This window comes from Citrobacter sp. Cpo069, assembly GCF_030332785.1.
Taxonomy (GTDB): domain Bacteria; phylum Pseudomonadota; class Gammaproteobacteria; order Enterobacterales; family Enterobacteriaceae; genus Citrobacter; species Citrobacter portucalensis.
This window is the reverse complement of record NZ_JAOWHD010000048.1, coordinates 1-10,143: the sequence shown is the minus strand read 5'-3', so window position 1 is coordinate 10,143 and position 10,143 is coordinate 1. Positions and strand designations below refer to the sequence as shown.

Annotated in this window: 10 protein-coding genes and 5 pseudogenes; 10 read left to right on the top strand and 5 right to left on the bottom strand. The window is 50.9% G+C overall.

The window, feature by feature from the left end:
* Nucleotides 1–52 precede the first annotated feature (52 nt).
* Entirely contained in the window at nt 53–757 is a 705-nt protein-coding gene (locus OGY08_RS12040; RefSeq protein ID WP_001067855.1) for an IS6-like element IS26 family transposase, read from the bottom strand.
* Nucleotides 758–933: 176 nt separating this feature from the next.
* Here OGY08_RS12040 and OGY08_RS12035 point away from each other — a divergent pair, with 176 nt between their 5' ends.
* The 3 genes from OGY08_RS12035 to OGY08_RS12025 all read left to right on the top strand — a co-directional run bounded on the left by OGY08_RS12035 (nt 934) and on the right by OGY08_RS12025 (nt 2,557).
* Nucleotides 934–1,491, top strand: a complete 558-nt coding sequence (locus OGY08_RS12035; protein WP_000108589.1) for an OsmC family protein — start codon at nt 934–936, stop codon at nt 1,489–1,491.
* Nucleotides 1,492–1,632: 141 nt separating this feature from the next.
* Nucleotides 1,633–2,214 (top strand): TetR/AcrR family transcriptional regulator, encoded by a 582-nt coding sequence (locus OGY08_RS12030; RefSeq protein WP_000210409.1) that lies wholly within the window; start codon nt 1,633–1,635, stop codon nt 2,212–2,214.
* 4 nt (nt 2,215–2,218) lie between these two features.
* The gene (locus tag OGY08_RS12025; RefSeq protein WP_000888080.1) at nt 2,219–2,557 is read left to right on the top strand and encodes a carboxymuconolactone decarboxylase family protein; all 339 of its coding nucleotides are present in this window, start codon (nt 2,219–2,221) and stop codon (nt 2,555–2,557) included.
* Nucleotides 2,558–2,586: 29 nt separating this feature from the next.
* Here the strand turns inward: OGY08_RS12025 and OGY08_RS12020 are convergent, their stop codons facing one another.
* Complete coding sequence (locus OGY08_RS12020; RefSeq protein ID WP_002431133.1) at nt 2,587–2,916, bottom strand: thioredoxin family protein; 330 nt, start codon at nt 2,914–2,916, stop codon at nt 2,587–2,589.
* Nucleotides 2,917–3,129: 213 nt separating this feature from the next.
* On the opposite strand from OGY08_RS12020, the gene OGY08_RS12015 reads away from it, so the two are divergent.
* The 3 genes from OGY08_RS12015 (at nt 3,130) to OGY08_RS12005 (ending at nt 5,842) form a co-directional block, all read left to right on the top strand.
* Entirely contained in the window at nt 3,130–4,236 is a 1,107-nt protein-coding gene (locus tag OGY08_RS12015; RefSeq protein ID WP_006687059.1) for an alkene reductase, read from the top strand.
* 65 nt (nt 4,237–4,301) lie between these two features.
* Nucleotides 4,302–5,003 carry a DsbA family oxidoreductase gene (locus OGY08_RS12010; protein ID WP_001194072.1) on the top strand — a complete coding sequence of 234 codons (702 nt, stop codon included), beginning with the start codon at nt 4,302–4,304 and terminating at the stop codon, nt 5,001–5,003.
* A gap of 65 nt (nt 5,004–5,068) precedes the next feature.
* The gene (locus OGY08_RS12005; RefSeq protein ID WP_004729618.1) at nt 5,069–5,842 is read left to right on the top strand and encodes an SDR family NAD(P)-dependent oxidoreductase; all 774 of its coding nucleotides are present in this window, start codon (nt 5,069–5,071) and stop codon (nt 5,840–5,842) included.
* 210 nt (nt 5,843–6,052) lie between these two features.
* Here the strand turns inward: OGY08_RS12005 and OGY08_RS12000 are convergent.
* A pseudogene (locus tag OGY08_RS12000) lies at nt 6,053–6,400 on the bottom strand (EamA family transporter); the annotation flags it as partial.
* A gap of 240 nt (nt 6,401–6,640) precedes the next feature.
* Here OGY08_RS12000 and OGY08_RS11995 point away from each other — a divergent pair.
* The 4 genes and pseudogenes from OGY08_RS11995 to OGY08_RS11980 all read left to right on the top strand — a co-directional run.
* A complete protein-coding gene (locus tag OGY08_RS11995) occupies nt 6,641–7,393 on the top strand; it encodes an alpha/beta hydrolase family protein (RefSeq protein ID WP_171278908.1) in 753 nt (250 codons plus the stop codon).
* A 26-nt stretch (nt 7,394–7,419) separates the two neighbouring features.
* Nucleotides 7,420–7,733 (top strand): annotated as a pseudogene (locus tag OGY08_RS11990) (Tn3 family transposase); the annotation flags it as partial.
* Between the two features lie 99 nt (nt 7,734–7,832).
* Nucleotides 7,833–8,836 (top strand): annotated as a pseudogene (locus OGY08_RS11985) (IS110-like element IS4321 family transposase).
* A 277-nt stretch (nt 8,837–9,113) separates the two neighbouring features.
* Nucleotides 9,114–9,329, top strand: a pseudogene (locus OGY08_RS11980) (EamA family transporter); the annotation flags it as partial.
* Between the two features lie 63 nt (nt 9,330–9,392).
* Here the strand turns inward: OGY08_RS11980 and OGY08_RS11975 are convergent.
* A pseudogene (locus tag OGY08_RS11975) lies at nt 9,393–9,768 on the bottom strand (IS1 family transposase).
* Between the two features lie 44 nt (nt 9,769–9,812).
* On the bottom strand, nt 9,813–10,088 hold the full coding sequence (locus OGY08_RS11970) for an IS1-like element transposase (RefSeq protein WP_000179213.1): 276 nt from the start codon (nt 10,086–10,088) through the stop codon (nt 9,813–9,815).
* Nucleotides 10,089–10,143 lie beyond the last annotated feature (55 nt).

Here is a 10,143-nt window from a genome sequence, read left to right as displayed (position 1 = left end):
GGCACTGTTGCAAAGTTAGCGATGAGGCAGCCTTTTGTCTTATTCAAAGGCCTTACATTTCAAAAACTCTGCTTACCAGGCGCATTTCGCCCAGGGGATCACCATAATAAAATGCTGAGGCCTGGCCTTTGCGTAGTGCACGCATCACCTCAATACCTTTGATGGTGGCGTAAGCCGTCTTCATGGATTTAAATCCCAGCGTGGCGCCGATTATCCGTTTCAGTTTGCCATGATCGCATTCAATCACGTTGTTCCGGTACTTAATCTGTCGGTGTTCAACGTCAGACGGGCACCGGCCTTCGCGTTTGAGCAGAGCAAGCGCGCGACCATAGGCGGGCGCTTTATCCGTGTTGATGAATCGCGGGATCTGCCACTTCTTCACGTTGTTGAGGATTTTACCCAGAAACCGGTATGCAGCTTTGCTGTTACGACGGGAGGAGAGATAAAAATCGACAGTGCGGCCCCGGCTGTCGACGGCCCGGTACAGATACGCCCAGCGGCCATTGACCTTCACGTAGGTTTCATCCATGTGCCACGGGCAAAGATCGGAAGGGTTACGCCAGTACCAGCGCAGCCGTTTTTCCATTTCAGGCGCATAACGCTGAACCCAGCGGTAAATCGTGGAGTGATCGACATTCACTCCGCGTTCAGCCAGCATCTCCTGCAGCTCACGGTAACTGATGCCGTATTTGCAGTACCAGCGTACGGCCCACAGAATGATGTCACGCTGAAAATGCCGGCCTTTGAATGGGTTCATGTGCAGCTCCATCAGCAAAAGGGGATGATAAGTTTATCACCACCGACTATTTGCAACAGTGCCCTATTTTTTATAAAAGAGTAGACAAAAGAGGTTCGCGATATTAATCTACCAACTAGATGATTGGTACTGATTACACCAGCTATACCTTTTATCAAGAAATTACAGGAGCCATTATGTCTACTACCGTTAAACCTTCTGCAGACGCAGCTGCGATCCACAATACCCGTGAAGCAGTTCGCAGCCAGCCTGGCCTGGGTAACCTGACTTTCCAGATGAAAGCCCGTTCCAGCGGCGGATTAACCGTTCGCACAGAGACCGGCGCCACAATCCAGAACGGCGTTATCGATACCAGCCGTGTGGGGAAATTTTCTAATATCGGTGATGAACCCGCAGGTTTACTCGGCACCGATACCGGCATGAGCCCGACTGAATACATCATGCAGGCGCTGGCTGGCTGTTATACCGCCACCCTTACCATGATGGCTGCTGAAAAAGGGATCGACCTGGACGGTATCGAGCTGGATCTTAATTTCGATATCAACCTCAACGGCTTCCTTGGGCTGGACAGCAACGTGCGTAAAGGTGCGAAATCTATTCGCGTCGATGTTCACCTTACGAGCAAGACCGCCAGTCGCGAGGAGTTAGAAGCGCTGGTCAGCGAAATGCAAAAGAATTCGCCAATCCACGATACTCTGGCTAATCCGGTTGAAATGATTACACGCCTGGCGTGATGTCAGAGATGTAATGCTGCCATTCAGAATGCAGGATGGCAGTGACGTTCAGTTCTGCACGATACTGAGTCAGTGATACAACTTGCTACGGAAAAATAGCAACAATATAATCTATCAACTAGTAGATTATATGGAGTAATTATGACAACCATGACACGGGAACGGCTGCTCAGCGAAGCAGAACACCTGATGCGCGAAAAAGGGTATTCAGCATTCAGCTATGCTGATTTATCAAAAATAGTGGGTATCACCAAGGCCAGTATTCATCACCATTTCCCGACCAAAGATATTCTGGGTGAGCAGGTGGTAATACAGGCGTTCTCTGATACACAACGCGTATTTGAGCAGATAGAGGCGACTGAGAAAAGCGCGGAGAGAAGAATTGCGGCTTACATCGATATCTTCGCGCAAAGCCATAAAGCTTCGCTACTGCCACTGTGTTGTGCGTTGTCAGCAGAGACCGCCAATCTGCCTCAGGCAATTACTGTACAGACATCACTTTATTTCGATATGCAAATCGAGTGGCTCACAAAAGTCGTCAGGGCGGGCATGGAGTCAGGTGAGTTTTCATCCCATGCCGAACCATCAGATATTGCTTTGATGATCATTAATGTCTGTGAAGGCTCAAGCGTAGTGGCGCATGCAACGGCCAGACCCGAAGTCTTCGCCAACAGCCTTAAGTATATAAAACTGCTTCTTAATACCCCTCATTCAGGAGAATGACACTATGCTGGACTGGAACAACTATCGCTCAGAGTTAATGCAACGTTTAGGCGAGTTGGGCAAACTGACCCCCGAGACCATGAAAGGCGTGGTTGCCCTGGGCAACGCAGGTAACAAAACTGACCTTTTGGGCGCAAAAGTGCGTGAACTCATTGCCCTGGCGTGCGCAGTCACAACCCGCTGCGACGGCTGTATTGCTTTTCACGCCGACGCAGCTGTGAAAGCCGGTGCAACCGACGCTGAAATTGCTGAAGCGCTGGGCGTGGCGATTAACCTCAACGCTGGCGCGGCGGTCATTTATTCAGCCCGCACTCTGGATGCCGTCGGTCAGGCACGCGGTTAAGCATTAATAAATTCCACGTTAAAAGGGCATTACTGCCCTTTTTTTATGTCCGCAATAGCCTGAGCATATACCGATGCAGGTTTCACACCCGGTATGCGTTTAACTAATTGCCCTTCATGAAATATCAGCACAGACGGCAGCCCCCAGATCTCGTATTTGGTTGTCAGCACCGGCGCCTGATCTACATTGACTTTCCCCACCTGAATATCTCTATCGAGCCGGTCTGCAAACTGACTGAACATTTCTTCGCTGGCCTGACAGGGCGGACACCAGGGTGCAGAGAAACGTACCACCGATATTCCTTTGTACTGCTCTATCTGGCGGAAATTATCTTCGTTATAAGCTGTTAATGTACGCATGGTGATGACCTCGCAAAATGAGTGACAATTCAGAAATGGCTGCGTTATGACAAAAAAATACGACACACCCATTGACCTACCTACTAGATGGTTGGTATATTGCCACCCATCAGATGTTTATGCAACTCCAGTGCGCGACGTCCAGTCGATGATACTGCCGGGCTGTGCAAATCCCTGCCGGGATACTCCTTTTTGTTTTTTGTGAGGTATACGATGAGTAAGCTTTTCACCCCCTACAATCTGTCTGGCCTGGCGTTAAAAAACCGTGTAGTCATGGCACCGATGACCCGCACCCGCACCATGAATGACGTGCCGGATGAGGTCGTGGCTTTGTACTATGCACAGCGTGCTTCTGCTGGCCTGCTCATCACCGAAGGGATGCCGGTTTCAGAAGAAGGCCGGGGTTACCTTTATACCCCTGGTATCTACAACGACGAACACGTCCAGGGCTGGCGTAAGGTGACACAAGCGGTTCACGCCAAAGGTGGCCGTATTTTCGCGCAGCTCTGGCACGTCGGCCGTATGTCTCACGTCTCTCTTCAGCCAGGCCACATAGCGCCGGTTTCAGCGGGCACCGTTCAGGCGGTCAATACCACCGTTTTTGCGCTGACCGAATCCGGAGAACCTGGCCCGGTTGTACCAAGCCAGCCACGCGCGCTGGAAACGCATGAAGTTAAACGCATCACTGCAGACTTCGTGCACTCCGCACGCCTGGCGATGGAAGCCGGCTTTGACGGCGTGGAAATCATGGCGGCAAACGGATTCATCTTTGACCAGTTCCTCAGTAGCGAACTGAACACCCGCACCGACGAATACGGCGGCTCGGTGGAAAATCGTCAGCGTTTCCTGCTGGAGACCATTGACGCCGTGGCGGAAGCCGTGGGTAACAGCCACGTTGCCGTGCGCCTGTCACCGTTCGGCCGCATTTATGACCTCGCGCCGTATGAAGGTGAAGAGCAAACCTGGTCAGCCATCACCGACGCGCTCGGTCAGCGGGAACTGGCCTACGTACACCTTTACTATCAGCCGGTGTACACCAAAGCGCCACTTCCGGAAGGCTTCCGCCGCCGTTTTCGCAACACGTTTAAAGGCACCATCATCGCTGCCGGCGGTTTTACCCGTGATATCGCAGAGCAGGCTCTGGAAGATGATGAGCTGGATCTGGTGGCATTTGGTGTGCCCTACATCGCTAACCCGGATCTGGTTGAAAGAATGCAAAACGGCTGGCCACTGGCAGAAAGTGACCGCGCCACCTACTACGGCGTCAGTGGTTCCCCGGAAAAAGGCTATACCGATTACCCGGTCTGGCAGGCGCAATAAATCCCATACGGTCGCGGTTCTCTGATAAGTGAGATCCGACCGCCCAACGTCTTTGAGGAATCATTATGCAAACGCTGAAACCCACCCTTACCATCGATATCTGGTCAGATTTGGTCTGCCCGTGGTGCTGGATTGCTAAAAAAAGATTTGAACAGGGTCTGAATCGCTTTGAATTTCGCGACCAGGTGGTGATCCGCCATCACAGCTACCGTCTGGCCGGTGGTACTCCCGCGATGCCTTTTAAGGATGCCATCGTTAAAAAGCTGGGCAGTCAGCATTCAGCGGAGCTGATGATGAATCAGGTGGGCACCGCCGGTAAATCTGAAGGTCTGATCTACAACTTCGACGGCATGATGTTTGGTGATACAGAAGATGCACACACCCTGCTGGTTGCCGCGCGTAAGGCCGGAATTGCGGACGCGGTGGAAGAACGTTTTTATCATGGCAGTATCACCGAAGGTCGCTCTCTCTTTGACCGTCAGCAGCTCGTTGCCATGGCCGTAGAAGCCGGTATGCCGAAAGCTGACGCTGAAGCCGCCCTGGAAAATGACGATTTTCGCGCCACCGTTTCCGACGATGAAGCCCACGCACAGTCTATTGGCCTCAGCGGCGTTCCGGTTTTTGTGATGAACGAAAAATATGCCATCAGCGGGGCTCAGGCAGCAGATAACTTTTTGAATGCCCTGCGTCAGGTCTGGGATGAACAGCAAACCGAATTTTCAGCCACTGCGGGTCAGACCTGCGGAACGGATGGCTGCAGTATTTAATCCGTCAACCGCCGGCAGTTTCACGCTGCCGGCAACGTCTTACCCACCAGTAATGGAGTCAGAAAATGAACACTTTTTTCAAAGGTAAAAAACTGCTCGTCGTCGGCGGTACCAGCGGCATGGGCCTGGCCGTGGCACGCATGGTACTGGAAGCGGGCGGCAGTGTCGTGCTGACCGGGAATAAAAAAGACAAAGCCGAAGCGGTGCAAAAAGAACTGAGCCCTCTGGGACCGGTTGCGGTCATCGCGGCGAACCTGATGACCGAAGAAGGTATGGAAACTATCCGTCAGGAAATTAATGCTCACCATCGCGATATCAGCCTGATGGTGAATGCCGCCGGTATCTTCATGCCCAAAGGATTTACCGAGCACAGCTTTGCCGATTATGACATGTATCTTTCGCTGAACCGAGCCACGTTCTTTATTACACAGGATGTCGTGAAGAACATGCTCGCCGCGAAGCTCGAAGGGTCTATCGTCAACGTCGGTTCGATTGGTGCTCAGGCTGCACTGGGTGACTCGCCGGCCTCGGCCTATTCAATGGCAAAAGCGGGTCTGCATGCCCTGACGCGTAATCTGGCGATTGAGCTGGCCAGCGCGGGTATTCGTGTCAACGCGGTGTCTCCCGGGATTGTTCATACGCCGATATACGAAGGCTTCATGGACAAAGCGGATATCGCAGATGCTATGAAGTCGCTGAACGATTTCCACCCGCTGGGACGCGTCGGAACTGCCGAAGATGTGGCAAACACTATTCTCTTCCTGTTGTCTGACAAAACCTCATGGGTGACGGGCGCTATCTGGGATGTCGATGCGGGCATCATGGCGGTCAGACGATAACCCAGTGACGCTGGCATAAGCCGCCCCTTAAGGGCGGCATTTTTTTGTCGCCAGACATGTCATCAGCAGGCTTCACTAAGAATATTCACGACCTGTTCATCCGTGCCTTTTGTGTTCCCGGCACAGGGTGTTATGCCGGGTTCTGACGACATCCTGACAGGACAAAACGGCCAGAGAGAAAGGGGTTATACACGATGAGGAGCCGGTAACGGAGAGTGATTCCCCTTTAAATAATCCGTGGATCACCATCGCAAACTGTACGGCACCAAAAAGTAACAGCGCACCTGCCCCGGTATCGAGATGGATATAGGCGACAGAGAAGAGCACTGCGTACACCATGAGGTAAAATCCGCTCAGCGGACGCCACAGCGATAATGTAGTTTTTGCGTGATAAAACAAGAAAGGTGACAGGACGAGTGCACCACTGGCCAGCCTGAGGCTGCTGAATGAAAGGGGATCAATGTGGCCTCCCTGCAGGGCCAGACGGCACAGAATAGAGTTTGCAGCAAACGCCAGCATTGCCAGGGATATTTTAAGAATGAGCGCGCAATTGGCCATTCAGTGAGACCTCATAAAATTCTTGTAAGCTACCATCTAGTTGGTAGCATAGCGTAAGTGATCACCGAACAGGAAGCAATAATCAGCTTTCAAACTGGAAGGTGAGGACAGGCATTCGGAATGAATTCTGTTTCACATCCCCAGTAGAGGAAGGAAAACGCGTAATGCCAGATGCAGAGCAGAAGATTATTTTTCCCTGCGATCAAACATATGAAATCAGTTTAAGACCTGGAATATCCTATGAAAAAACTAAAATTTACGTTCAAAAATGCGGCTGGTGAAGAACTGGCCGGATTGCTTGAACTTCCTGAAAATCCTAAAGCGTTTGCGCTGTTAGCTCATTGTTTTACGTGTGGCAAAGACCTCAAAGGCGCGGCGCGTATTGCGCGGAAACTGACAGAGAATGCTATCGCCGTTCTCCGGTTTGATTTTACTGGTCTGGGAAACAGCGAAGGGGATTTTTCCAACACCAACTTCTCATCCAATATTTCGGACCTGCTTTGCGCGGTAGATTATCTCCGCCGACAGTACGAAGCGCCTTCTTTGCTCATCGGCCATAGCCTGGGGGGATCGGCCATTCTGTCTATTGCCGGCGAAGTTCCTGAGGCAAAGGCCGTTGTCACCATAGGATCACCCGGAGAACTGACACACGTAAAACGTCTTTTTAAGGATGATGTTGAAAACATTAACCAGCATGGAGCCTATCCCGTTGAGCTGGCCGGGCGGGTATTTACCTTAAAGAAACAGATGCTGGACAATATTCAGGAACACAAAATCGCTCATAAGGTGTTCGCCATGAACAAGCCTCTGCTTATTTTTCATGCGACTGAAGATGATACTGTGTTAATTGAGCAGGCCGAAAAAATATTCAAAGCAGCAAAGCATCCCAAGAGTTTCATTTCGTTGGGTAAGGCGGATCACCTTCTGACTCATGCTCAGGATGCTGAATACGTTGCCGATATCATTATATCGTGGGGCGAATGTTACCTATAAACAGAGTAAATGCGTTCAAACTCGTAGCGCAGAGGGCGATTTTCTGCAGAGATCGGACGCTGTTTATGCTGGACTGATTTTGCGATAAAGGCTTAGGCCGATGCATACAGGCGGGGCTGAATAAGGGTGAGGCCCTTGGGCGAGCATCCTTCATGCACCGGCTGAATGAAATCAGGGATCTGGGGGTGGGAGGATCAGTGTTACCACGCCACCGGCGCTGACACTACATACGGCGGCGATAACACTCTGGAATACGGTTTATATAGAAAGAACCATTGAGCCGCTTAAGCAAAAAGGAGTCCCTGTTAATGAACTGCTGGTTTCTCATCCTTCTCCACTGCTGTACAAAATATAGTCTTAGCGTGGGATAATTAATGAGATGGTCACTCCCTCCTTCCCGGTACTATGCTGAGGATAGGCTTTCATTCGGAGAACTATCATGGAAAACATTGCGCTCATTGGTATCGATCTGGGTAAAAACTCTTTCCATATTCATTGCCAAGATCGTCGCGGCAAGGCTGTTTACCGTAAAAAATTTACACGGCCAAAGTTAATCGAATTTTTGGCGACATGCCCCGCTACAACCATCGCAATGGAAGCCTGTGGTGGCTCTCACTTTATGGCACGCAAGTTGGAAGAGTTGGGGCATTTTCCTAAGCTGATATCACCACAATTTGTCCGTCCATTCGTTAAAAGTAACAAAAACGACTTTGTCGACGCCGAAGCTATTTGTGAAGCTGCATCGCGTCCGTCTATGCGTTTTGTACAGCCCAGAACTGAATCTCAGCAGGCAATGCGTGCGCTGCATCGTGTCCGTGAATCCTTGGTTCAGGATAAGGTAAAAACAACCAATCAGATGCATGCTTTTCTGCTGGAATTTGGCATCAGCGTTCCACGAGGAGCTGCCGTTATTAGCCGACTGAGTACCCTTCTTGAGGACAATAGTTTGCCTCTATACCTCAGCCAGTTATTGCTGAAATTACAACAGATTATCACTATCTTGTTGAGCAGATTAAAGATTTGGAATCCCAGTTGAAACGAAAGTTGGACGAAGATGAGATTGGACAGCGCTTGCTGAGCATTCCCTGCGTCGGAACACTGACAGCGAGTACTATTTCAACTGAGATTGGCGACGGGAAGCAGTACGCCAGCAGTCGTGACTTTGCGGCGGCAACAGGGCTAGTGCCTCGACAGTACAGCACGGGAGGTCGGACGACATTGCTGGGAATTAGTAAGCGAGGTAACAAAAAGATCCGAACTTTGTTGGTTCAATGTGCCAGGGTATTCATACAAAAACTGGAACACCAGTCTGGCAAATTGGCCGATTGGGTCAGGGATCTACTGTGTAGGAAAAGCAACTTTGTCGTCACTTGTGCTCTGGCAAACAAGCTGGCCAGAATAGCCTGGGCCCTAACGGCACGACAGCAAACTTATGTAGCATAACGGCAGAAATACACCGGTTTAAAGAATCACTGATCTGGTTTTGCGAATACTGATATTGATGATACTAACGGCCCACCGGCCTGTTGAGGAACCTGTAAAACGGAAAGGCTCATTGAAGCCGTATATTTTCTGGAGGTTCATCAGGCGCGGAACTCATCGAGGCGCGGGAATAAAATCCCATTCAGACGCCGGATAGATTCAAGCAAGCCAATTTATCGTCAAAATCGGTGTTGCAAAAACGGGAGTGACCATAGATTCCGTTTTCTGAGACGTCCCCAGTATGGCAACCACGATCAGTCTGCTGGAGCCGGTTATAGCCGCACTGCTGGCCGTTGTGCTCGTCGGTGAAAGGCTGCCGCCTTCCGGATGGGCAGGCGTCGGACTGATAGTTGCGTGTCTGGGGCTCATCACCGTTCCGGCTGGAAAGTTACGTTTCAGTCTGTTCCGGCAACGGAAAGAAAACTTTGAAATCGCAAAAAGGAAAGAATTATGAAAGATAAAGCGTCATTTGACTCATTTTCGGCTCTCGATATGCGTGCCGGGTAATGACTCCAACTTATTGATAGTGTTTTATGTTCAGATAATGCCCGATGACTTTGTCATGCAGCTCCACCGATTTTGAGAGCGACAGCGACTTCCGTCCCAGCCGTGCCAGGTGCTGCCTCAGATTCAGGTTATGCCGCTCAATTCGCTGCGTATATCGCTTGCTGATTACGTGCAGCTTTCCCTTCAGGCGGGATTCATACAGCGGCCAGCCATCCGTCATCCATATCACCACGTCAAAGGGTGACAGCAGGCTCATAAGACGCCCCAGCGTCGCCATAGTGCGTTCACCGAATACGTGCGCAAACCGTCTTCCGGAGCCTGTCATACGCGTAAAACAGCCAGCGCTGGCGCGATTTAGCCCCGACATAGCCCCACTGTTCGTCCATTTCCGCGCAGACGATGACGTCACTGCCCGGCTGTATGCGCGAGGTTACCGACTGCGGCCTGAGTTTTTTAAGTGACGTAAAATCGTGTTGAGGCCAACGCCCATAATGCGGGCGGTTGCCCGGCATCCAACACCATTCATGGCCATATCAATGATTTTCTGGTGCGTACCGGGTTGAGAAGCGGTGTAAGTGAACTGCAGTTGCCATGTTTTACGGCAGTGAGAGCAGAGATAGCGCTGATGTCCGGCAGTGCTTTTGCCGTTACGCACCACCCCGTCAGTAGCTGAACAGGAGGGACAGCTGATAGAAACAGAAGCCACTGGAGCACCTCAAAAACACCATCATACACTAAATCAGTAAGTTGGCAGCATCACC

What these genes read in the sequence shown, in the direction of transcription:
- OGY08_RS12040 (WP_001067855.1), bottom strand. Translation starts at nt 757, where the DNA reads ATGAACCCATTCAAAGGCCGGCATTTTCAGCGTGACATCATTCTGTGG.
- OGY08_RS12035 (WP_000108589.1), top strand. Translation starts at nt 934, where the DNA reads ATGTCTACTACCGTTAAACCTTCTGCAGACGCAGCTGCGATCCACAAT.
- OGY08_RS12030 (WP_000210409.1), top strand. Translation starts at nt 1,633, where the DNA reads ATGACAACCATGACACGGGAACGGCTGCTCAGCGAAGCAGAACACCTG.
- OGY08_RS12025 (WP_000888080.1), top strand. Translation starts at nt 2,219, where the DNA reads ATGCTGGACTGGAACAACTATCGCTCAGAGTTAATGCAACGTTTAGGC.
- OGY08_RS12020 (WP_002431133.1), bottom strand. Translation starts at nt 2,916, where the DNA reads ATGCGTACATTAACAGCTTATAACGAAGATAATTTCCGCCAGATAGAG.
- OGY08_RS12015 (WP_006687059.1), top strand. Translation starts at nt 3,130, where the DNA reads ATGAGTAAGCTTTTCACCCCCTACAATCTGTCTGGCCTGGCGTTAAAA.
- OGY08_RS12010 (WP_001194072.1), top strand. Translation starts at nt 4,302, where the DNA reads ATGCAAACGCTGAAACCCACCCTTACCATCGATATCTGGTCAGATTTG.
- OGY08_RS12005 (WP_004729618.1), top strand. Translation starts at nt 5,069, where the DNA reads ATGAACACTTTTTTCAAAGGTAAAAAACTGCTCGTCGTCGGCGGTACC.
- OGY08_RS11995 (WP_171278908.1), top strand. Translation starts at nt 6,641, where the DNA reads ATGAAAAAACTAAAATTTACGTTCAAAAATGCGGCTGGTGAAGAACTG.